This is a genomic window from Actinomadura miaoliensis, from assembly GCF_039536785.1.
Classification (GTDB): Bacteria; Actinomycetota; Actinomycetes; order Streptosporangiales; family Streptosporangiaceae; genus Spirillospora; species Spirillospora miaoliensis.
In genome coordinates, this window is sequence record NZ_BAAAZG010000008.1 from 65,152 (window position 1) to 85,938 (window position 20,787).

A 20,787-nucleotide genomic window follows, 5' to 3' on the forward strand; every position below is an offset into this window, starting at 1 on the left:
ATCGGCCGGTCAGCCGAGGGTGCGCGCGGCCGGGCTGGGATCGTCGTCGTCGGCGTCGGAGCGCCCGGCGGAGCCTCCGTCGGAGCGCCCGTCGGAGCCTCCGTCGGAGCGCCCGTCGGAGCCTCCGTCGGAGCGTCCATCGGAGCGTCCGAGGATGGGCGCGTCGTCGTCGATCGCCTTCTCGGGCCGGTGCTTGTGGCGCAGCTTGCGGGCCAGCGGCTCGGCGCCGCGGGCCAGCAGCGGCCCGGCGATCGCCAGGATCAGCACGTACGCGGCGGCCAGCGGCCCGAGCCGCGGGTTGATCCCGGCGGAGACGGCCAGCCCGGCGATGACGATGTTGAACTCGCCGCGCGGCACCAGCGCGGCCCCGGCGCGCAGCCGGCCGGTGGCGGCCACGCCCGCCTGGCGCGCGGCCAGCCAGCCGGTGGCCAGCTTGGTCGCGATCCCGGCCACGGCGAGCAGCGCGGCCACGCCGAGGACGGGCGGCAGCTCGGCCGGGTCGGTGTGCAGGCCGAAGAAGACGAAGAACACCGCGGCGAACAGGTCCCGCAGCGGCGTGAGCACCTCGCGCGCCGAGTGCGCCAGCGGCCCCGACAGCGCGATGCCCACCAGGAACGCGCCGACCGCCGCCGACACCTGCAGCTGCTGGGCCAGCCCGGCGACCAGCAGCGTCAGGCCGAGCACCTTCAGCAGCAGCACCTCGTCGGTGGGGCTGGCGACGAACCGCTCCACCAGGCGTCCCCAGCGCAGCGCCACGACCAGGATCACGGTGATGGTGGCGGCGGCGATCGCGAGGGTGGTGGCCCCGGCCACCAGCCCGGCCCCGGCCAGCAGCGTGGTGAGGATGGGCAGGTAGGCGGCCATCGCCAGGTCCTCGAAGACCAGCACCGACAGCACCCTGGGGGTCTCCCGGTTGCCCAGCCAGCCCAGGTCGCCCATCACCTTGGCGGTGATGCCGGAGGAGGTGACGTAGGTGACGCCGCCCATGACGACGGCCGCGACCGGGCCCCAGCCGAGCAGCAGCGCCGCCACCACTCCGGGCGCGGCGTTCAGCACCAGGTCGGCCAGCCCGACCGGCGCCGAGGTGCGCAGCGTGCCGACCAGCTCGCCGGCGGTGTACTCCAGGCCGAGGGTGAACAGCAGCAGGATCACCCCGACCTCGGCGCCGATGGAGACGAACTCCTCGCTGGTCGTCAGCGGCAGCACGCCGCCGGAGCCGAACGCCAGCCCGGCCACCAGGTACAGCGGGATCGCCGAGATCGAGAACCGCACGGCCACGGCGCCCAGCAGGCCGAGGGCCAGGATGATCGCACCGAGTTCGATGAGCTGAACGGCAGAGTGCATCCCCGCCTCACCCGCTCGCCAGGATCTCGGCGACGGCGGCGGTGCCCTCCGCGGTGCCGACCACGACGACGGTGTCGCCCTCGTGGAAGACGAAGTGGGGGCGGGGGCTGGCGTGCACGCGGCCCTCGCGCACCACGGCGACGATGGACGCGCCGGTGCGGGTGCGCGCCTGGGTGTCGGCGAGCGGGCGCCCGTCGAACGGCGAGCCCGCGGCGATCGGGAACTGCTCGGTGACCAGGCCCTCCACCTCGCGGTGCAGCTCGGCCAGGCGCTCCACGACCCGGCCCGAGCCGAGCAGCTCGGCCAGCGCGTTGGCCTCCTCGCCGGTCAGCGCGACCGACACCACGCAGGTGTCCGGGTCCTCCTTGTCGTAGATGACCAGGTCACGTCGGTCGGTGCGGTGCGTCACCACCCCGATCTGGCGGCCGCGGCTGGTGGTGAGCACGTGCCGCAACCCGATCCCCGGCAGTGTCGTCCGTTCGACGTCCATGACCTCTCCCTCTGCGCCCGTCCGCTCGGCCCCCGTCACGGGCCCGGACCTGCGGACATGTGCCCGCAATATGATCGTTTGACCCCTGCGCATGGTAGTGCACCATGCGCACGGTCTGTAACGATCCGCCACCCCAGGGGGCGTTGAGACGCTCTAGAGGGATTGGTGTGCTCTAGGGGAGAAAGTCCGCTCTCGTCGTGCTCACCCGCGGCCGTGGTAGTGCGGCGCGTCCAGCGGCGGCACGGGGAAGCCGGCCGCGGCGGGCGGGACGAGTTCGGCGCCGGCGCGCGCCGGCGGCTCCTTGCGGCCTCGCAGCACCTCCCACACGAACGTGACGACCAGCACGGCTCCCGCGGCGAACGCCGTGATCAGCATGATCCGCCCGGTGTCGTAGCCCTCGTTGCGGAACGCCCGGATGGTCGCGACCACGAGGATCCACCCCAGGGAGAACGGCATCAGCACCTTCCAGCCGAGCTTCATCAGCTGGTCGTAGCGGACCCGCGGCAGGGTGCCGCGCAGCCAGATGAAGAAGAAGATGAACCCCCACACCTTGACCAGGAACCACAGCAGCGGCCACCAGCCCTGGTTGGCGCCCTCCCAGAGGGTGGAGATCGGCGCGGGCGCGCGCCAGCCGCCCAGGAACAGCGTGGTGCACAGCGCCGACAGCGTGGTCAGGTTGACGTACTCGGCGAGGAAGAACATCGCGAACTTCAGCGACGAGTACTCGGTGTGGACGCCGCCGACGATCTCCCCCTCGCCCTCGGGCAGGTCGAAGGGAATGCGTCCCGACTCGCCCATCATCGTGATCACGTAGACGGCGAACGAGGGGAACAGCAGCACCACGTACCAGGTGCCCGACTGCGCCGCCACGATCTCGGACGTGGACATCGTCCCGGCGAACAGGAACACCGCCACGAACGACAGCGCCATCGCGATCTCGTAGGAGATGACCTGTGCGGTGCTGCGCAGCCCGCCCAGCAGCGCGTACGGCGACATCGACGACCAGCCCATCAGCACCCCGCCGTACACGCCCAGCGAGGCGGTGGCCAGCACCAGCAGCACCGCCACCGGCAGGTCGGTGAGCTGCAGCGGCGTGCGGTGGCCGAAGACCGACACCATCGGCCCCAGCGGGATGACGGAGAACGCCACGAACGCCGGCGCCGTCACGATGACCGGCGCCAGCACGAACACCACCCGGTCGACGCGGCGCGGAACGATGTCCTCCTTGAGCGCCAGCTTCAACGCGTCGGCCAGGCCCTGCAGCAGGCCGAACGGCCCGGCGCGGTTCGGCCCGACGCGCAGCTGCATCCGGCCGATGACGCGCCGCTCGACCCACATCGTCAGCAGCACCGTCAGCAGGAGCAGCGCGAAGACGGCCACGGCCTTGCCGCCGACCAGCCACCACGGGTCCTTGCCGAAGTCGTTCAGTGTGGGGTCGGCCGCCAGTGCCGCCCCGCCGGTCAGTTCCCCCATATGTGCGCTCCCCCTGGGCTTCCGCTCGACGATGACGGCGGGTCAGTAGACCCGCGGGCGCCTACTCGCCGCCTACGGGTCGCCTAAGGGCTGCTTTCGCGGCGGATCTGGCGTAGAAAGAACCGCATGGAGTTCCGGGTGCTGGGGCCCCTGCAGGTCGTGCGCGACGGCCGGGAGATCCCGCTGACCTCGGGACGGCAGCGCACCGTGCTGGCCTGCCTGCTGCTGCGCGCCGGGCGGCTCGTCCCCGTCACGACGCTCATCGACCGGCTGTGGGGCGACGACCCGCCGTCGGACGCGCGCGGCACCCTGCAGGTGCACGTGCTGCGGCTGCGTCGCGCGCTGGACGACCCCACGGTCATCGGCACCCGGCCCGACGGCTACCTCATCACCGCCGGGCCGGACGACCTGCGGCGTTTCGACGAGCTGACCGCGCGGGCCGAGCGGGCGCGACGCGACGGCGATCCGGCGGCCGCACTGAAGGCGCTGCGGGACGCGACGTCGCTGTGGCGCGGCCCGATCCTGGCGGACGTGGCGTCGGCGTCCCTGCACACCGAGGACGTCCCGCAGCTCACCGAGCGTTGCATGAAGGCGGTCGAACGGCGCTACGAGCTGGAACTGCTGCTGGGCCATCACGAGACGGCGGTCGCCGGGCTGCGGACGCTGACGGCGGCCAACCCCCATCGCGAACCGCTGCACGTGCTGCTGATGCGGGCGCTGTACCGGTCGGGACGCCAAGCCGAGGCGCTCGCGGTGTACGACCGCGCGGCGGCCGTCCTGCGCGACGACCTGGGCCTGGACCCCGGTGACGAACTCCAACGGGCACGGCAGGCGATCCTCACCCGCACCGACACGCCCGCACGCACCGACACGCCCGCACGCACCGACACCGCGGCGCCGCCCGCCGGCGCGTGGCGGCGACTGTGCCAGCTGCCCTCCCCCGCCGGTGACTTCGTGGGACGCGAGGGAGAGCTGGCCCGGCTGGGCGACCTGCTGGACGGCGACGGGCCCGGCGTGCCGGTGGTGACCGTGACGGGGCAGAGCGGCGTCGGCAAGTCCGCCCTGGCCGTGCACGCCGCGCACCGGCTGCGGGACCGCTTCCCCGACGCCCAGCTCTACGCCTCGCTGACCGGCCGCGACGCCGCCGAGGCGGCCAGCGACCTCCTTCGCGTGCTGGGCGTCCCGGCCGCGGAAATGCCCGGCGGGCTGCAGGCGCGGGCGGCGATGCTGCGGGGCCGGCTCGCCGACCGGCGCGTCCTGCTGGTTCTGGACGACGTCGCCGCCGCCGCGCAGGTGGAGGCGCTGCTGCCGGGTACGCGCGGGTCGGCGGTCCTGGTGACCAGCAGGCGCCTGCTGACCGGCCTGCCGGGCAACCGGATCGTGCGGCTCGGCCCGTTCACGGGGGACGAGGCGGACGCGCTGCTGCGCCGCCTGATCGGGGACGCCCGGGTGGCGGCCGAACCGCGGGCGGCCCGCCGCGTCGCCGCGGCCTGCGGGCATCTGCCGCTGGCGCTGCGGATCGCGGGTGCCCGCCTGGCGGTCCTGCCCTCGACGCGGCTGGACGCGTTCGCCCGCCGCCTGGAGGACCACCGCCGGCGCCTGGACGAGCTGGCCCTGGGCGGCCTGGAGGTGCGGGCCGGGCTGCGCGCCGGGCACGGCGCGCTCGACGCCCCGGCCCGCCGGGCGTTCGAGCGGCTCGGGCTGCTCGCGAACGCGGACGTCCCCGGATGGCTGTTGCGGCTGCTGGTCGGCGGCGACGAGCCGCGCGCCCTGGAGTCACTGGTCGACGCGAACCTGCTGCACGCCGGCGGAGCGGACCCGGTCGGCGAGCCCCGTTACCGCCTGCCCGCCCTGACCGCCGACTTCGCCGCCGAGCTGGCCGGGTCCCCGCGCGCGCCCGGCAACCGCGCCGCGCTCGCCAGGGTCGTGCGCGCCCTGGCGGGCACGGCGGCCGCCGCGCGCGACACGCGGGCGCGCTCCTCCAACGACCTTCCCGTCGACGACCCCGTGCCTCTCCCCCGTCGCGAGGCACCGATGACCGGCGACCCGATCGTGTGGCTGGCCGCGCACCGCGCGCTGCTGGGGCAGGTGGTGGAGCAGGCGTGCGCGGCCGGGCTGCTGGAGGAGGCGGCGCGGCTGGTGGACCTGGTGGTGCCGCTGCTGCACCGGCAGGTCGCCGCCGCGTCCCTGCGGCGGCTGCGCGAGGCGGTGCGCGACGCCGCCCGCGCCGCGGGCCACGAACCGATCATGTGGCGGGAGGAGTACGGGCTGGGCATCCTCAGCCTGTACGCCGCGCCGCACGCGACGACGGCCGGGACGTGGGCCGCGTGCGCCGAGGCATTCGAACGGCTCGGCATGACCCGCGAGCTCACCTACGCGCTCAGCACGTTCACCTTCGTGCGCGTCACCGCCCCCGCGCCGGGCGACGCGACGGCGCCCGAGCCGTCCGCCCTGGCCGCGCGGGCGCTGCGGCTGGCACGCGCGAGCGACGACCGGCACGCCGAGATCATCGCGCTCGCCGCCCGCGCCGACGCGCTGGCCGCGTCGGGACGCGACCGGGACGGGCTCACCACCGCCCGCACCGCGCTGCGGGTCGCGCGCACGCTGCGCGAACCTCATTTCGAGGCGACCGCGCTCACCCGCGTGTCCCGGTGCTCGCTGACGCTCGGCGACGTGGACGGCGCGGCCGAGGCGTGCACGCGGGCCATGCGGCTGCTGGACGACCTGCACGACCGGCGCAGCGCGGCGTGGCTGCTCAGGGAGTCGGCGTGCATCGCGCAGGCGCGGGGACGGCGCGGCGAGGCGATCGGGCTGGCCGAGCGCGCGGCGGCGCAGTTTCTGGCCCTCGGCGACCGGCACGGCCACGCCGCCGCGTCCGCCACGCTGGCCGACCTGTCGTCGCGGCGCGGTCAGCGGTTCGCGCCCCACGCGTAGCAGCCCAGCGCCATCAGCAGGACACCGGCGCCGCTGAACACGGTGCGGACGGTGTTCCAGGTCGTCCAGCGCCCGGAGTAGTCCGCCCAGACCCGGGCGGCCTCGGCCGGGTCGGAGGGGATCGCCGTGACGTCCAGGGCGTTGTTCATCGGCACGTTGACGACCACCGTCGGCAGCAGCGCGCCCAGCACGTAGACGGCGGCGGCCGCCAGGAACAGCAGGCCGGCCGAGCGCTGTCCGGCGGTCAGCAGCAGCACGCCCGCCGCCGCGGCCGCGACCGGCGCGAGCAGGAACGCCGCCAGGAACACCGGGTTCTGGATGCGCTGGTTGACGCCCTGCATCGCGTCGATCGCCGCGGACGCGCGCGCGGCGTCCAGCCCGGGCATCACCCCGACCGAGAAGCCGAAGAAGGTCCCGGCCGTCCCGGCGGTCATCAGGATCGACAGGGCCGCCGACACGGCCGCCAGGGTGGTCTTCACGATCTCGCTCCCCTCTGGCCGGCGGCCCCGCGCCGCCGTGCGTCACCGAGTCAACCGGCGCGGCGGGCGCGGCGACATCGCCGAGACGCTCGACGGCATACGCGCGCGTCCACGCGTGCCGGGACCGGCCTCAGGAGCCGTTCTCCTTCCTGACGGTGTCGAAGGCGAGATCACGCCAGTCGGCCGGGACCTTCTTGATGACGCCGATCTCCTTCATGAACGCGGCTATCTTCACCAGGCCGTGCGGGGTGGTGGTGAACTCGATGCCCTCGTGCGTCAGGTACTTCTCGTACCGGTCGGCGGTGATCCTGCCCTTCTCGGCGTCGGCGAGGATCTTCGCGGCCTCGGCGGGCTGCTCGGCGATGAAGGCGTTGGCGCGGGCGATGGTCTTGTGCACCGCGGCGAGGACGTCCGGGTTCTTCTCGGCGTACTCCTCCGTCGCGGCCATCACGTTGAAGCCGTGCGCACCGAAGAGGTCGTAGCTGTCCACCAGTTTGCGGGCCCCCTGTTCCACGGCCTGGAACTGGAACGGCGGCGAGGTGTAGGCGGCGGCGATCTGACCGCCGAGCAGCGCCTCGAGCGCCTCGGGATGGGCCATGGTGGCGATGTTCTTGTCCAGCGCGTGCGGGTCGCCGAGCTGCTGCTGGGCGGCCTTCTGCAACATGACCGACTGGATGGACCCCGGCTGCACGGCGGCGATCTGGTCGCCCTGCCGGAAGTCGCGCAGGCTCCTGAACCGGGGGTTCTTGGCCACCAGCCAGAGCGGCATGTCGTTCAGGGAGGAGACGATCTTCCAGGGGACGCCCGCGTCCCAGCCGATGAGCAGCGGGCCGAGACCGGTCGAGCCGAGCTGGAGCTTGCCCGACAGCAGCGCGTCGCGGGTGGTCCCGCCCCCGGCGATGACCTTCCAGCTGATCGTGCGGCCGGGGAGTTCCTGTTCGAGCCACCGCTTGGCCTGGATGACGGTGAACGCGGCGTAGCTGATCCCGTTGCCGATCGCGATGCCGATCTCCTTGCCGGATCCGCCCGACCCGCCGCCGCACGCGGCCGACAGCGCCGCGGCGCCCGCGCCGAGGGCGCCGAGACGCAGGGCCTGGCGGCGGCTGTAGATGTTCGAGGTCATATCGCTGCGCCTTCCTTCATGCCCCAGCGGGTCACCGTGCGCCGCTCGATCCAGCCGAAGACCAGGTCGAAGGCGATGCCGATGACGGCGATCGTCACCAGTCCGGCGAACACGTCCGGGATTCGTGCGAAGTAACGGGAGTTGTTGATGAAGAAACCGAGACCGCCGTGCGCGCCCGCGACGCCGAACACCAGCTCGGCGGCGATGATCGTGCGCCAGCCGAACGCCCAGCCGGTCTTCAGTCCGGCGATGGCGTGCGGCAGGGCGGCCGGCATCAGGACGTCGCGAGTGAGCCGCCAGCCGCGCAGGCCCAGGTTGCGGCCGACCATCGTGACCGTGGCGGGGACCGTGCGGAACCCCATGCTGACGTTGACGGTCATGGGCCACAGCACGGCGTTCGCCGTGACGAAGACCAGCGCCGAGTCCGTCAGCCCGAACCACAGGATCGCCAGCGGCAGGATCGCCACCGACGGCAGCGGGTTGATCATGGAGGTCAGCAGGGTCAGGACGTCGTCGCCGACCCTGGTGGTCGTCGCCAGCACGGTGAGGACGACGGTGAGCGCGATGCCGATGCCCATGCCGGTCAGCAGCAGCCGCATGGTCGTCGCGGTGGCCACGGCGAGGTCGCCGCTCGCCCAGCCGCGTGCGAACGCCTCCGCCACGTCCGCGGGACCGGCGAACACGAACCGGCTGACTCCCGACAGGGACGCGTAGGCCTGCCAGATCGCGACCAGTACCGCGAACAGGACGGCGCGCCGTGACCAGGTCGGCAGGCGCGACCAGGGGCCGCTGCCGCGGTCGGGGCCGGCGGGCCGCGCGCCGGCCGGCGTGTCGGTCGATGCGCCGGCCGATGTGTCAGTCGATGAAGGCACGGTCGAGGTCCTCTCCCTCCTCGGCGAGCAACGCGCGCAGGGTGCGCCGGGCGTCGGCGAAGCCGGGGGTGTCCGGCCGGTCCAGGTCGCCGACGTCGACGATGCGCTCGACGTGCGACGGGCGGCCCGCGAGCACGACCACGCGGTCGCCGAGCAGGATCGCCTCGTCGATGCTGTGGGTGACGAACAGCAGGGTCACCCGGGTGCGCGCCGCGATGTCGGCCAGCTCGCGCTGCAGACGTCCCCGGGTCTGGGCGTCCAGCGCGCCGAACGGCTCGTCCATGAGCAGCATCAGCGGATCGATGGCGAGCGCCCGGGCGATGGCCACCCGTTGCTTCATCCCGCCGGAGAGCTGGTGCGGGTAGCTGTCGAGCACCGCCTGCAGTCCCATGAGCTCCAGGTACTCGACGGCCTTGCGCCTGGCGCGGTCGCGGTCGACGCCCGTCACCCGCAACGGGTAGGCGACGTTGCCGAGGACGGTGCGCCAGGGGAACAACTGGTCGAACTCCTGGAACACGACGGCGCGGTCGGGACCCGGTTCCGGTGCCTCCCGGCCGTCGACGACGATGCGGCCCGCCGACGGACGCAGGAATCCGGCGATCGCCTTGAGGATCGTGGACTTCCCGCAGCCGGAGGGGCCGAGCAGCATCACCTTCTCGCCGCGCCGGACCTCGAAGCTCGCCTCCCCCACCGCGGGCAGGTACCGCCCCTGCCGCCGATAGCCGATCGCGACCCGGTCGACGAGCAGCAAGGCCGTGTCGTCGCGGACGCCGGCGGCTGTCGCGTCATCGCCCACCGCACTCCTCCCCATAAAAGCAACTAATCTCACTGGGAAAATAGGAAATCATCATGCCGCCTCCATGGCCCTCTGCATGCCGGCTGGCTCCCGATCGCCCGGTCAGGCCGGTTCCGGGGACGGCGGAAGGACCTCGGCGTCCACCGGCACCGTCTGCGGATACTTCAGCCCCGCGCCGGTGTTCAGCACGACGACCTGGTCGTCCTCGGCGAGCCAGCCCGACTCGCGCAGCTTGCGGGCGGCCGTGAAGGCGGCCGCCCCCTCCGGGCACACGAAGGCGCCCTCCAGAGCCGCGACCGTGCGCAGATCGGCCAGCAGTTCGTCGTCGGTGACACTGATCGCCGTCCCCGAGGTCTCGGCCAGCGCGTCCAGGATGAGGAAGTCCCCCAGCGGCCGGGGCACGTTGATGCCGAACGCGACCGTGCGCGCACCGGACCAGAACTCGCTCTCCCGTTCGCCGCGCTCGAACGCGCGCACGATCGGCGCGCACCCGGCGGCCTGGACCGCGACCAGGCGAGGCGGCGCGCCGGTGATCCACCCCAGCTCCGCCAGCTCGGACAGCGCCTTGTGGATGCCGATCAGGCCCACGCCGCCGCCGGTCGGATAGATGATCACATCGGGCGGCCGCCAGCCGAGCTGCTCGACGATCTCCAGGCCCATGGTCTTCTTGCCCTCGATGCGGTACGGCTCCTTGAGGGTCGAGGCGTCGAAGACCTCCCCGTGCTCGCGCGCCACCAGCTCGCCGACCATCCGCCCGGCGTCGCTGATCAGGCCGTCCACCACGTGCAGGTCCGCCCCCGCGGCCACGCATTCGCGCCGGGTGATCCGCGGTGCGTCGGCCGGCATGACGACGGTGGTGGTCAGGCCGGCCCGGGCCCCGTACACCGACCAGGCGGCGCCGGCGTTGCCGTTGGTGGGCATCGCCAGCCGCTTGATGCCGAGCTCGGCCGCGCGCGAGACACCGACGGCGGCGCCCCTGGCCTTGAACGAACCGGTGGGGACCAGTCCCTCGTCCTTCATCAGCAGACCCGGCAGGCCGATGCGCTCGCCGTAGCGGGGCATCGGCAGCAAGGGCGTCATGCCCTCGCCGAGCGTCACCACCGCGTCGGCGCGGCCGACGGGCAGCAGCTCGTGGTACCGCCACAGGTCGGGCGGCCGGCGGGCGAGATCGGCGGGACGCACCGCCGCCCGGACCGCGGCCAGGTCGTACCGGGCGAGCAACGGCGATCCGCACGTCCGGCACAGGTTCTGCGGCCGGTCGGCGGCGTGGTCCGCGCCGCACCGCCCGCACTCCAGATGGGACAGGTGACTGAAGCTCACGGGCTCTCCTTCTCCGGCGCGCGGATGGCACGCTCCAATGTGTCGGCGGCGATGCCGAGGCACGCCTCGTCGATGTCGAAGGCGGGGCTGTGGTGCGGCGCGGGACTGGAGGCCCCGGCCACCAGGAACGTCGCGCGGCCGCCCTGTTCCTGGACCGCCCGCATCAAGAACGTGGCGTCGTCGCTGGCACCGAACCGGTGATCGGTGTGGACGCGCGTGACCGCGGGCAGCGAACGGGCCGCCGCGGCGATCGCGCGCACCGCGGCCGGGTCGCAGGCCGCCGTCGTGGCGGCGCCGATCCGCTCGATCCGCACACCGACCTCGTGAGCGGCACCCGCGGCCGTCAGCACGGCGCGGGCTCGGCGTGCCAGCTCGTCGCAGACGTCCCCGGCGGTGGCCCGCAGTTCCAGCAGCAGTTCGGCGTCGGCCGCGACGATGTTGGGGGCCGTCCCGGCGCGCAGCATCCCGACGTTCACCCGCGTGTCGGCGGCGGCGAACCGGGGCAGCGCGTGCAGGCCCAATGCCGCCTGGGCGGCGGCGAGCAGGGCGTTGCGCCCCTCCTCGGGAGCGTGCGCGGCGTGGGCCTGACGTCCGGCGAAGGCCACCCGCAGCTTGGCGTTGGCGAAGAAGCCGGAGGTGCCCGCGGCGACCTCGCCGGCCGGCAGCCCGAGTCCGAGGTGCAACGCGTACAGGCGGTCGACTCCCGCGACGGCGCCCGCGCCGAGCATCGCGCGGGCTCCCCGCCCGCCCTCCTCGGCGGGCTGGAACAGCAACCGGACCCGCCCGGGGAAACCGCCCGTCGCCAACCGCCGCGCCAGTTCGAGGCCCACCGCGATGTGCCCGTCGTGGCCGCAGGCGTGCATGACCTCGGGGTCGCGTGAGGCGAACCCCTCCCGTGCCGGCGCGTGGCCGGGCTCGGCGGACTCCGCCAAGGGCAGCGCGTCGATGTCGACCCGTACGGCGGTCACCGGCCCGGGGACACCGCCGTCGAGCTCGGCGACCACCGCAGTGTGCCCCTCGCGCACGACCCGCAGCTCATCGTCGTCCGCTCCCCACGCCCGCGCCCGCTCCACCGCACGCGCGAGCTCCCGCGGGCCGGGCAACGCCGGGACGCCGGACAGGTCGATGGCGTCCGCGCCGGTGAGCACCCGGTATCCCAGCCGGCGGAGCTCCGCCGCGATCGTGACCGACGTCCAGAACTCGGTGAACGCGGTCTCCGGATGCGCGTGGAAGAGGCGCCGCAGACCGACCACGTCCCGCCCCCCGACTGCTATCCCACCATTCATACCGGAAAAGCATATGATCTCTCCGGTGCCGTTCGCATCGGCGGCCCCCGCGGGCGACGAGTTCTTCGCCTGGCCGAGACCTTGTTCTCCGGCGTCTACGCTTGCCCGCATGGACGCGCTCACCGACCTGCTCGACGGCCCCCGGGCCAAGGGGGCCTTCATGCTGCGGGCCGTGCTGGACCCGCCGTGGTCGATGCGCGTCGAGGACCGGGCGCCGCTGTGCGCGGTGGCGGTGGTGCGGGGCGAGGCGTGGATCGCGTCCGACGGCGGGCGGCCCCTGCGGGCCGGCCCCGGCGACGTGGTGATCGCCCGCGGCCCGGACCCGTACGTGGTGGCCGACGATCCCGCCACCCCGCCGCAGGTGATCATCCATCCCGGCGGGCGGTGCACGACCCTGTACGGGGAGCCTCTGCGCGAGACGATGGCGCTGGGCGTGCGCACGTGGGGCAACAGCGCGGACGGCGCAACGTCCATGCTGATCGGCACGTACCAGATGCGCGGCGAGATCACCGGGCGGCTGCTGGCCGCGCTGCCGCCGCTGCTGGTGTGGCCCGAGGGCGGCGCGCTGGTGCCGCTGCTCGGCGAGGAGATCGCCAGGGACGCGCCGGGCCAGGAGGTCGTTCTGGACCGGCTGCTGGACCTGCTGGTCATCGCGGTGCTGCGCGGCTGGTTCGCCCGTCCCGGCGCCGAGGCGCCGGGCTGGTACCGGGCGCACGGCGACCCCGTGGTGGGGCCCGCGCTGCGGCTGCTGCACGACGACCCCGCGCACCCGTGGACGGTGGCCGCGCTGGCCGCGAAGGTGGGGGTGTCGCGGGCGGCGCTGGCGGGACGGTTCACCCGGCTGGTCGGCGAGCCGCCCATGGCGTACCTGACCGGGCTGCGGCTGGCCGGCGCCGCCGACCTGCTGCGCGACACCGACGCGACGGTCGAGGCGATCGCCCGCCGCGTCGGCTACGGCACCGCGTTCGCGCTGAGCGCCGCGTTCAAGCGCGAACGCGGCGTCAGCCCGCAGGAGTTCCGCGCCCGCTCAGCCGATCACCTGGGGACGTAGAGGCGGACGTCGTCGACCTGCGCGCTGCCCTCGTAGAAGTTCATGTGCGGGTCGCCGATGATGAAGTGGTCGGGGTAGGCCGACCCGGCGGGCCAGGTGTCGCGGTCGACGTGCGTGCCGCCCGGGCCGGGCCAGGTCCATTCGCCGTTGAACCGGCCGTCGTACTCCTCGGGCCGCTGGTTGTAGTGCCAGATCGGCTCGCCGTCCTGCACGAACGCGCGCGTGTAGCGGAACGTGGCCCGGCCGACGCGGGCGAACACGCCCGACATCTCCATGGTGTACGCGCCGTCGCGCCGTTCGATGGCGAAGCGGTAGCTCTCGTCCGGCAGCAGTTCGGGCCGCAGGTCCACCTGGGAGACGATGGCGCCGCCCTTGGCGAACCCGCACTCACTGTGCATGAGGTACTCGGTGCCGGGCTGGTTGGTGTAGCGGCGGTCGTCGGTCATGAAGATGGCATTGACGCCGTTGCCGGTGCCCGCCGGGTACGGCTCGTACTGGCCCGTGGCGGGGTTGCAGTAGCGCAGCCCAGACCCGGTGTACTTGTAGCGGTTGTAGGAGTCCATCGCCACCTTGCGGTGGACGTGGATGAAGATGTTGTTGTGCGGCGCCGGGCGGTCGTAGTCCATGATGCCCAGGTAGTAGAAACCGTTGGCGTCGCTGCGCACGTCCAGCCACGAGCATTCGGGCCGGGAGAAGTCGCCGCCCGACGCCCAGGGGAAGTTCGTCTTGCAGCCGTCGGGCGAGTACCCGTTGATGCGGCCGTCGGGGTAGTCCCAGGAGCCGCCGCGCTGCCCGCCGAAGTCCAGGCCGCGCAGCGTCATCTCCACCCGGTACTCGGCGGGCAGGGCGCGGGACGAGCGGATGATGACGCCGCCCTTGTGGTTGGGCTCGCCCATGTGCGCCACGCCGTCGCGCGCGCTGAGGGTGGGGGCGCCGTCGGGGCGTCCGTCGCCGTCGTCGTCGCGGCCCGCCAGTTCGGCGGTGAGCCAGCCGCGCGTGCCGAACGCGAACGACTTGCGGTAGGTGCGGACCTTGGCCAGCTGCTCGCGGAACGCGGGGCCGCCCACGGCGTCGAAGAACGCGCCGTCGTTGTCGTACTCGTCGACGTCGTAGGGGCTGCCGGGGCCGTCGTCGTCGCGGAACCAGGCCGCTTTCCGGTCGTCGAGGGGACGGTTGAACCCCTCGGCCGCGACCAGCCGCCACCCGTCCCGCGCCACCGGCCCCTCAGCGGTCGCCGGTTGCGCCATCGTCGCCGTCACCACCAGCGGCAGCGTGATCGCCGCCGTCCTCCGCAGGACCGCCTTCATCGCCGTCCCCTCCCGCCCGTCCGGCCACTTTGGGCACGTGTCGCCAGGCCCGTGACGCTAGAACGGCGTTCTGCGGGATACAACGGCAAATGTCGCCGTAATCGCTAGGCAGGGCTGCCGGACAACCCCGCCTGGTCGGGCACGACGCGGGGCAGGCCGCGCAGCCAGCCCGCCACGTCCTCGGGCCACCAGCGTCCGGCGGCCAGGTGGCCGAGCGCGTCGGCGACCCGGGCGGCGGACGCGGGCGCGGGCACCACGCGGCTGGGCGCGGCCCCGGCGAGCACGCCGAGCCACCAGTGGCGGCGTGTGGCGGGCATGTCCTCGGGGTCGAGGACGACGTAGTAGTCGGGAAGCTCCAGGCGGCCGGCGCGCAGCGCGCCCAGTGCCTCCTCGATGGCGACCTCCAGCCGCCCGGTCGCCGAGACGCCGTCGAAGAACTCCACCCACGCGTCGCCGACCCCGGCCAGCGGGTCGGCGTCGTGCACGACGTAGGTCGTCTCGCCCCGCCTGACCAGGTCGGCGAACTCCTCGGGATCGCGGTCGTCCCGGGTCACGGCCCGCACGTTGTGCAGCCCGCCGAGGCCGGCCACCACGCGCCGGGCCTCCTCTCCCGCCACCACGACCATCGTGCTGCTCGATCGCCGCATATCTCCCAATCCTAGGCGTCTGCACCGTCACACGGCTTTCGTCGCATGGGGCCGGGCTGAACGGGCACGTCACGGCACATGAGCGAGATGAACGAGGAGTCGCCGGCCTCCGAGCCTCGCCGTCCGCGGGGCCGGCGCATGGACGACGTGCCCGGCAGCGCGGGGTCGCCGACGGAGGCGTCCTCGCCTGTCAGTGAGGAGAACCCGGCCGAGCGCGCGGAGGGCGTCGGGGCGTCGCTGCCCGCCGACGACGTGGAGCGTCCCGCCGAACACCGCGACCGGCATGAGGACGACGAGGACACTGCGCCCGGGCGCGGCGGCCGCGGTTCGGACGAGGGCGGTTTCGACGGCGGGGACCTGGCGTTCGAGTTCCGTCCCGAGCCCGTCAAGCAGCGCCCGACCAGCGGTCAGCACGGCCCGATGGAGGGACCTTCCGTGCCGCCGGACGAACGCCAGGTGCGTCCGCCGGACGAATCCTGACGAAATCTCGACCGGCGCCGCCGCGGCCGTGGGAACCGGTCACGGCCCGGCGGCGTTTCACCCCGTAACCCGCCCCGCCGCTGTGAGATCATGCGGGGCACATTGGACCCGACGACGAGGAGCGAGATGACCGCCAAGCCGACCGAGGTAGACCTGCACGACGTGTTCACACGGGCGGACCTCGGCGGTGACGACAGGCTCGACCTGATGGAGTTCGGCGTCTGTCTCGACAGCCTGGGGCTGTCGTGGACGCGGGCCGAGGTCCAGGACAGGTTCGAAACGGCCGACACCAACCGCGACGGCTTCATCTCCTACCCCGAGTTCCGCGACCTGCTCGAGACCCGTGGCTGGGTCCTGCGGAGGTCGGTGCAGAGCTGAGCCGCCGGCGCGGGCCGCGCGGGTGACCACCGCGCGGCCCGGCCCTCTGGCTCGGCCGGCCGGGTTCAGACGGCCCGGCCGCGCATGCGCCGGTACAGGCGCACCAGTTCGGCGGTGGACGCGTCCGGGGCGGCCTGCGGCGGCTCGGCGGAGGTCAGCGCGGGCGTCAGCTCGTTCGCCATCACCTTGCCCAGCTCCACGCCCCACTGGTCGAAGGAGTCGATCCCCCAGATCGTCCCCTCCACGAACACGATGTGCTCGTAGAGCGCGATGAGCTGCCCCAGCGTGGACGGGGTGAGCCGGGGCGCGAAGATCGTGTTGGTGGGCCGGTTGCCCGGCATGACCTTGTGCGGCACGATCGCGGCGGGCGTGCCCTCGGCGGCGATCTCCTCGGCGGTCTTACCGAACGCCAGCGCGGACGTCTGCGCCAGCATGTTGGCCACCAGCAGGTCGTGCATGCCCACGCCGTCGTCGGCCGGGACGTCCTCGTGCGGTTCGGCGAACCCGATGAAGTCGGACGGGACCAGCCGGGTGCCCTGGTGCAGCAGCTGGTAGAAGGCGTGCTGCCCGTTGGTGCCGGGCTCCCCCCAGAAGATCTCGCCGGTCTGCGCCACGACCGGGGCGCCGTCGGCGCGCACCGACTTGCCGTTGGACTCCATCGTGAGCTGCTGCAGGTACGCCGGGAAGCGCGCCAGCCGCTGGCTGTAGGGCAGCACGGCCCGGGTCTGCGCGCCGAAGAAGTCGGTGTACCACACGCCGAGCAGCGCCATCAGCACCGGCATGTTCGCCTCGAACGGGGCGGTGCGGAAGTGCTCGTCGACGGCGTGGAACCCGGCGAGCATCTCGCGGAACCGGTCCGGCCCGACGGCGATCATCAGGGACAGGCCGATCGCCGAGTCCATCGAGTAGCGGCCGCCGACCCAGTCCCAGAACCCGAACATGTTGGCGGTGTCGATGCCGAACTCGGCGACCCGTCCCGCGTTGGTGGACACCGCGACGAAGTGCCGCGACACCGCGTCGTCGGAGCCGAGCCGCTCCACCAGCCAGCGGCGGGCGGCGCGCGCGTTGGTCAGCGTCTCCAGCGTCCCGAACGTCTTGGAGCTGACCACGAACAGCGTGCGTTCGGGGTCGAGATCGGCCAGCGTCCCGGCGACGTCGGCCGGGTCCACGTTGGACACGAACCGGCAGGCGATGCCCGCGTCGGCGAAGTCGCGCAGCGCCTCGTAGGCCATGGCGGGCCCGAGGTCGGAACCGCCGATGCCGATGTTGACGACGTGCGTGATCGACTTGCCGGTGAAGCCCGTCCACTTGCCGGAGCGGACCCGCTCGGCGAAGTCGGCCATGCGGTCCAGCACGGCGTGCACGTCGGCCACCACGTCCTGTCCGTCCACGGTCAGGCTCGCGTCGCGCGGCAGCCGCAGCGCGGTGTGCAGGACGGCGCGGTCCTCGCTGACGTTGATGTGCTCGCCGGTGAACATCGCCTCGATGCGCTCGCGCAGCCCGGCCCGTTCGGCGAGCGCCACCAGCAGGCGGATCGTCTCGTCGGTGGCACGGTGCTTGGAGTAGTCGAGGTGAAGGTCCCCCGCGGTCACCGTCATGCGGGTCGCGCGCCCGGGATCCTCCGCGAACAGCTCCCGCAGATGCCGTCCGGCCAGCGCGGTATGGTGCTCGGCCAGCTCCCGCCACTCGGCCGTCTCGGTGATATCAGCCATCGCTCCCACTCATCTCCTCGGCAACGCCGGGCGGGGCGTCGGCACGCCCCCGGACGCCGGCCCCACCTGACATGGCGATCATAGGTTGACCGCCCGTCCCTCCACCGAAGCTCTCCCCTACCCGCCCCACCCCCGCCAATCTCCCCAGGCCCTGACGACTGTGGCGAGAATCGCAGCGTGACGCCCCCGCCGGACCGCCCTCCCCGCTCCGGCACGCCGCCCCCGTCGGCCGCGCGCGTCCGCGGGAACCGTGCATATGGCGAGACGACAGCAGGTCACGGAGCGGATGGGGATGTGGCCGCGGCCTTGGCGTAGCGCTCGGCGAGCTGGGCGAACGCGCTGGTCAGTTCTGGTGGGCCGATGACGTGGGCGTCGGTGTCGAAGCGGCCGATAGCGGCGGCGAGGCCGGTCCACGACCACGAGCCGAGGGAGAGACGACAGCGGTCGGGGCCGAGTTCTTCGACGATTCCGTCCTGTGCGAAGGGGGCCACGGCCTGAGCGGGGAGGTCGAGGACGACCTCGCCCCGGCAGGGCCAGTCGGAGGCGGAGCCGTCGGTTCCCCGGAACCGGCCGATGATGAACGCGGCGACGTCGTCGCCGGGCAGGTCGCGTGGGGTGAAGCGCGGCCCGGTCGGGGTGCGGGGGCGTATGCGGTCGACGCGGAAAACGCGCCAGTCGTCGCGGTCAAGGTCCCAGGCGATCAGGTACCAGTGGCCACGCCACGTGAGGAGGTGATGGGGCTGTGTCCGGCGGGGCGGACGGACGGGGCCGGTGGCGTCGTGCCCGTAGTCGAAGCGCAGCTCCTCACGGGCGCGGACGACGCGGCTCAACTCCACGAGGAGCGGTGTGCCGACCGCGGAGGTGTCGCCGCTTTCGGGCGGCTGAACGGCGGTGATCTGCAGCAGGTCGATGCGCTGACGCAGACGGGGCGGCATGACCTGGCGGATGGTGGCCAGGGCCCGTGTGGCGTCTTCGCCGATCGTGCTGTCGGCGGCCGCGGACTGCAGGGCGAGGGCCAGGGCGACGGCCTGGCCGTCGTCGAACAGCAGCGGGGGCAGTTGGGAGCCGGCCGCCAGGCGGTAGCCGCCGGAGGGTCCCTTGAAGGCGAGGATGGGGTAGCCCAGTTCCCGTAGACGGTCGATGTCGCGGCGTACCGTGCGCGGGGTGACGCCGAGGCGCTGGGCGAGGTCGTCACCAGACCAGTCGCGATGCGTCTGAAGCAGCGACAGCAGTGACAGCAGCCGCGAGGACGTCTTCTGCACGTCCACCATTCTGCCTGCATTACAGGACACAACCTGTCCGCTACCGGTGCGAGGGTGGGTGTCACGATCCGCCAGAGAGGCACAGCCCCCTGGCCACGAGGTCGCCGCCCGCGAGGTTTCGTCGCCGCGGCGGTGCGCCTCGCCGAACCGCGAACAAGGAGAAGGCCATGTCCGTCACGACCACCACCCACCTGAACTTCCGGGGAGACGCACGAGCCGCGCTGGACTACTACCACTCCGTCTTCGGCGGGCGCGTCACCGCCGTCACGTACAAGGACTTGGGAAGCACGCAGAACGAGAACGAGGCGGACTGGGTGGTGTGGGGCGAGGTGGCCGGTGACAACGGCTTCCACGTCATGGCCTACGACGTGCCGTCCCAACTGCCCTGGGACCAGGGCAGCAACCCGTTCTTCGTCTCCGTGCGCGGTGACGACGAGAACGAGATCAGCGTCCTGTGGCAGAAGCTGGCGGAGGGCTCGACAGTGGTGCAGCCTCTGGAACCGTCGCAGTGGGCACCGCTGTACGGCATGCTCACCGACCGCTTCGGCGTGACCTGGGTCCTGGACGTGGCGGCCCCGTACAACGGCTGATCCACATCCGGCCGGTGAACACGCGCTCCTTCCGGGCCGCCGCGCGGCGGCCCGGGAGGAGCGAACCAGAGAAAGGAAGAAGGGGCACCATGCGAATGCGACAGCTCGGGCGTACCGGCATCGAGGTCAGCGCCTACTGCCTGGGCACCATGATGTTCGGCAGGAACGGCAACCAGGACCGCGACGAGTGCACGCGCATGGTCCACCGCGCCTTGGACGCGGGCATCAACTTCGTGGACACCGCCGACGTGTACGGCTACAGCGAGACCGAGGAGATCGTCGGCAGGGCTCTCAAGGGGCGGCGCGACGAGGTGGTGCTGGCCACCAAGTTCAGTGGACCGATGGGCGAGGGCCCCAACCGCAGCGGCGGCTCCCGCCGGTGGATCATGACGGCGGTCGAGGGCTCGCTGCGGCGGCTGCGGACCGACTACATCGACCTTTACCAACTCCACCATCCCGACCCGCACACGGACATCGAGGAGACGCTCTCCGCCCTCACCGACCTGGTACGTGCCGGGAAGGTCCGCGCGATCGGCTCCTCCAACCTGCCGGCCGCACAGATCGTCGAGGCGCAGTGGGTGTCCCGGGAACGCGCCCTGCACCGGCTGCGCACCGAGCAGCCCACCTACTCGATCCTCAACCGCGGCATCGAACGCGAGGTCCTGCCGACCTGCCGCCGCTACGGCATGGGCGTCCTGGTGTGGAGCCCTCTGGCCATGGGCCTGCTCACCGGCCGCTACCGCAAGGGCGCCGCGCCGCGGAACAACGCTCGCATGCGGTGGGTCCCCCGGCATCTCACCGACGAGAGCAAGCTGAACGCCGTCGAGCGGCTCCTGCCCGTCGCCGCGGACGCCGGCATGTCCCTCACCCACCTGGCCATGGCGTTCGCCACCAGCCACCCGGACGTCACGTCCGCGATCATCGGTCCGCGTACGGAGGAGCAACTGGACGACCTGCTCAGCGGCGCCACCCGCATGCTCGATGACGATGTCCTGGACCGGATCGACGCGATCGTCCCGCCCGGCACCGACCTCGGCCCCGTGGACGTCTCCTACACGCCGCCCTCCCTCAGCCTGCCGACTCTGCGCCGCCGTCCGGTCGACGAGCGCGCCGCGGCCTGAGCGCCCCTGACCATCCTGAGCGCACGCACCCTCGACCTCGCATCCGGATCAGGCACGTCGAACGTCTAAGTGCGTGTTTGAGAAGGATCTTGTTATTGGTATTCGAGGGATCGTGGGCCTTG

Annotated in this window: 19 protein-coding genes; 6 read left to right on the forward strand and 13 right to left on the reverse strand. The window is 72.9% G+C overall.

Annotation, left to right across the window (positions count from 1 at the left end; genetic code table 11):
- Nucleotides 1-9 precede the first annotated feature (9 nt).
- The 3 genes from ABD811_RS09520 to nuoH form a co-directional block, all read right to left on the reverse strand.
- Nucleotides 10-1,344 (reverse strand): cation:proton antiporter, encoded by a 1,335-nt coding sequence (locus tag ABD811_RS09520; RefSeq protein ID WP_344944023.1) that lies wholly within the window; start codon nt 1,342-1,344, stop codon nt 10-12.
- 7 nt (nt 1,345-1,351) lie between these two features.
- Nucleotides 1,352-1,834, reverse strand: coding sequence for a cation:proton antiporter regulatory subunit (locus tag ABD811_RS09525; protein WP_344944026.1), 483 nt, complete (start codon nt 1,832-1,834; stop codon nt 1,352-1,354).
- A 201-nt stretch (nt 1,835-2,035) separates the two neighbouring features.
- Nucleotides 2,036-3,307: an NADH-quinone oxidoreductase subunit NuoH gene (nuoH, locus tag ABD811_RS09530; protein ID WP_344944028.1), complete on the reverse strand. Its 1,272-nt coding sequence runs from the start codon at nt 3,305-3,307 to the stop codon at nt 2,036-2,038.
- Between the two features lie 126 nt (nt 3,308-3,433).
- Between nuoH and ABD811_RS09535 the strand changes: the two genes are divergently transcribed.
- Complete coding sequence (locus ABD811_RS09535) at nt 3,434-6,241, forward strand: AfsR/SARP family transcriptional regulator (protein ID WP_344944031.1); 2,808 nt, start codon at nt 3,434-3,436, stop codon at nt 6,239-6,241.
- Here the strand turns inward: ABD811_RS09535 and ABD811_RS09540 are convergent.
- The 6 genes from ABD811_RS09540 to ABD811_RS09565 form a co-directional block, all read right to left on the reverse strand.
- The gene (locus ABD811_RS09540; protein ID WP_344944034.1) at nt 6,217-6,720 is read right to left on the reverse strand and encodes an anthrone oxygenase family protein; all 504 of its coding nucleotides are present in this window, start codon (nt 6,718-6,720) and stop codon (nt 6,217-6,219) included. The genes ABD811_RS09535 and ABD811_RS09540 overlap by 25 nt on opposite strands.
- Nucleotides 6,721-6,850: 130 nt before the next feature.
- Entirely contained in the window at nt 6,851-7,843 is a 993-nt protein-coding gene (locus ABD811_RS09545) for an ABC transporter substrate-binding protein (RefSeq protein WP_344944036.1), read from the reverse strand.
- Nucleotides 7,840-8,715: an ABC transporter permease gene (locus ABD811_RS09550; RefSeq protein WP_344944039.1), complete on the reverse strand. Its 876-nt coding sequence runs from the start codon at nt 8,713-8,715 to the stop codon at nt 7,840-7,842. The genes ABD811_RS09545 and ABD811_RS09550 overlap by 4 nt, the downstream gene beginning before the upstream one ends.
- Nucleotides 8,699-9,511 (reverse strand): ABC transporter ATP-binding protein, encoded by an 813-nt coding sequence (locus ABD811_RS09555; RefSeq protein WP_344944042.1) that lies wholly within the window; start codon nt 9,509-9,511, stop codon nt 8,699-8,701. Before ABD811_RS09555 ends, ABD811_RS09550 begins: the two co-directional genes overlap by 17 nt.
- Nucleotides 9,512-9,613: 102 nt before the next feature.
- Complete coding sequence (locus tag ABD811_RS09560; RefSeq protein ID WP_344944044.1) at nt 9,614-10,831, reverse strand: threonine synthase; 1,218 nt, start codon at nt 10,829-10,831, stop codon at nt 9,614-9,616.
- Complete coding sequence (locus ABD811_RS09565; protein ID WP_344944047.1) at nt 10,828-12,084, reverse strand: amidohydrolase; 1,257 nt, start codon at nt 12,082-12,084, stop codon at nt 10,828-10,830. The genes ABD811_RS09560 and ABD811_RS09565 overlap by 4 nt, the downstream gene beginning before the upstream one ends.
- 142 nt (nt 12,085-12,226) lie before the next feature.
- On the opposite strand from ABD811_RS09565, the gene ABD811_RS09570 reads away from it, so the two are divergent.
- The gene (locus ABD811_RS09570) at nt 12,227-13,168 is read left to right on the forward strand and encodes an AraC family transcriptional regulator (protein WP_344944050.1); all 942 of its coding nucleotides are present in this window, start codon (nt 12,227-12,229) and stop codon (nt 13,166-13,168) included.
- Here ABD811_RS09570 and ABD811_RS09575 read toward each other — a convergent pair.
- Entirely contained in the window at nt 13,153-14,475 is a 1,323-nt protein-coding gene (locus tag ABD811_RS09575; protein ID WP_344944053.1) for a hypothetical protein, read from the reverse strand. The two genes, ABD811_RS09570 and ABD811_RS09575, sit on opposite strands and share 16 nt — an antisense overlap.
- Nucleotides 14,476-14,579: 104 nt before the next feature.
- The gene (locus ABD811_RS09580) at nt 14,580-15,122 is read right to left on the reverse strand and encodes a hypothetical protein (RefSeq protein WP_344944056.1); all 543 of its coding nucleotides are present in this window, start codon (nt 15,120-15,122) and stop codon (nt 14,580-14,582) included.
- 78 nt (nt 15,123-15,200) lie between these two features.
- Between ABD811_RS09580 and ABD811_RS09585 the strand changes: the two genes are divergently transcribed.
- Nucleotides 15,201-15,602, forward strand: coding sequence for a hypothetical protein (locus ABD811_RS09585; protein WP_344944059.1), 402 nt, complete (start codon nt 15,201-15,203; stop codon nt 15,600-15,602).
- Nucleotides 15,603-15,728: 126 nt separating this feature from the next.
- Entirely contained in the window at nt 15,729-15,980 is a 252-nt protein-coding gene (locus tag ABD811_RS09590) for an EF-hand domain-containing protein (RefSeq protein ID WP_344944062.1), read from the forward strand.
- A gap of 65 nt (nt 15,981-16,045) precedes the next feature.
- Here ABD811_RS09590 and pgi read toward each other — a convergent pair whose 3' ends face one another.
- Complete coding sequence (pgi, locus tag ABD811_RS09595; RefSeq protein ID WP_344944065.1) at nt 16,046-17,692, reverse strand: glucose-6-phosphate isomerase; 1,647 nt, start codon at nt 17,690-17,692, stop codon at nt 16,046-16,048.
- A 275-nt stretch (nt 17,693-17,967) separates the two neighbouring features.
- Nucleotides 17,968-18,954, reverse strand: a complete 987-nt coding sequence (locus ABD811_RS09600) for a helix-turn-helix transcriptional regulator (protein ID WP_344944068.1) — start codon at nt 18,952-18,954, stop codon at nt 17,968-17,970.
- Between the two features lie 167 nt (nt 18,955-19,121).
- Between ABD811_RS09600 and ABD811_RS09605 the strand changes: the two genes are divergently transcribed.
- A complete protein-coding gene (locus ABD811_RS09605) occupies nt 19,122-19,544 on the forward strand; it encodes a VOC family protein (protein WP_344944071.1) in 423 nt (140 codons plus the stop codon).
- 89 nt (nt 19,545-19,633) lie between these two features.
- Nucleotides 19,634-20,665 (forward strand): aldo/keto reductase, encoded by a 1,032-nt coding sequence (locus ABD811_RS09610; RefSeq protein ID WP_344944075.1) that lies wholly within the window; start codon nt 19,634-19,636, stop codon nt 20,663-20,665.
- Nucleotides 20,666-20,787 lie beyond the last annotated feature (122 nt).

Excerpts from the sequence above, each read along its gene's own strand:
- ABD811_RS09525 (WP_344944026.1), bottom strand. The coding sequence starts at position 1,834 with ATGGACGTCGAACGGACGACACTGCCGGGGATCGGGTTGCGGCACGTG.
- ABD811_RS09570 (WP_344944050.1), top strand. The coding sequence starts at position 12,227 with ATGGACGCGCTCACCGACCTGCTCGACGGCCCCCGGGCCAAGGGGGCC.
- ABD811_RS09585 (WP_344944059.1), top strand. The coding sequence starts at position 15,201 with ATGAGCGAGATGAACGAGGAGTCGCCGGCCTCCGAGCCTCGCCGTCCG.
- ABD811_RS09580 (WP_344944056.1), bottom strand. The coding sequence starts at position 15,122 with ATGCGGCGATCGAGCAGCACGATGGTCGTGGTGGCGGGAGAGGAGGCC.
- nuoH (WP_344944028.1), bottom strand. The coding sequence starts at position 3,307 with ATGGGGGAACTGACCGGCGGGGCGGCACTGGCGGCCGACCCCACACTG.
- pgi (WP_344944065.1), bottom strand. The coding sequence starts at position 17,692 with ATGGCTGATATCACCGAGACGGCCGAGTGGCGGGAGCTGGCCGAGCAC.
- ABD811_RS09535 (WP_344944031.1), top strand. The coding sequence starts at position 3,434 with ATGGAGTTCCGGGTGCTGGGGCCCCTGCAGGTCGTGCGCGACGGCCGG.
- ABD811_RS09590 (WP_344944062.1), top strand. The coding sequence starts at position 15,729 with ATGACCGCCAAGCCGACCGAGGTAGACCTGCACGACGTGTTCACACGG.
- ABD811_RS09520 (WP_344944023.1), bottom strand. The coding sequence starts at position 1,344 with ATGCACTCTGCCGTTCAGCTCATCGAACTCGGTGCGATCATCCTGGCC.
- ABD811_RS09610 (WP_344944075.1), top strand. The coding sequence starts at position 19,634 with ATGCGAATGCGACAGCTCGGGCGTACCGGCATCGAGGTCAGCGCCTAC.
- ABD811_RS09605 (WP_344944071.1), top strand. The coding sequence starts at position 19,122 with ATGTCCGTCACGACCACCACCCACCTGAACTTCCGGGGAGACGCACGA.
- ABD811_RS09545 (WP_344944036.1), bottom strand. The coding sequence starts at position 7,843 with ATGACCTCGAACATCTACAGCCGCCGCCAGGCCCTGCGTCTCGGCGCC.
- ABD811_RS09575 (WP_344944053.1), bottom strand. The coding sequence starts at position 14,475 with ATGAAGGCGGTCCTGCGGAGGACGGCGGCGATCACGCTGCCGCTGGTG.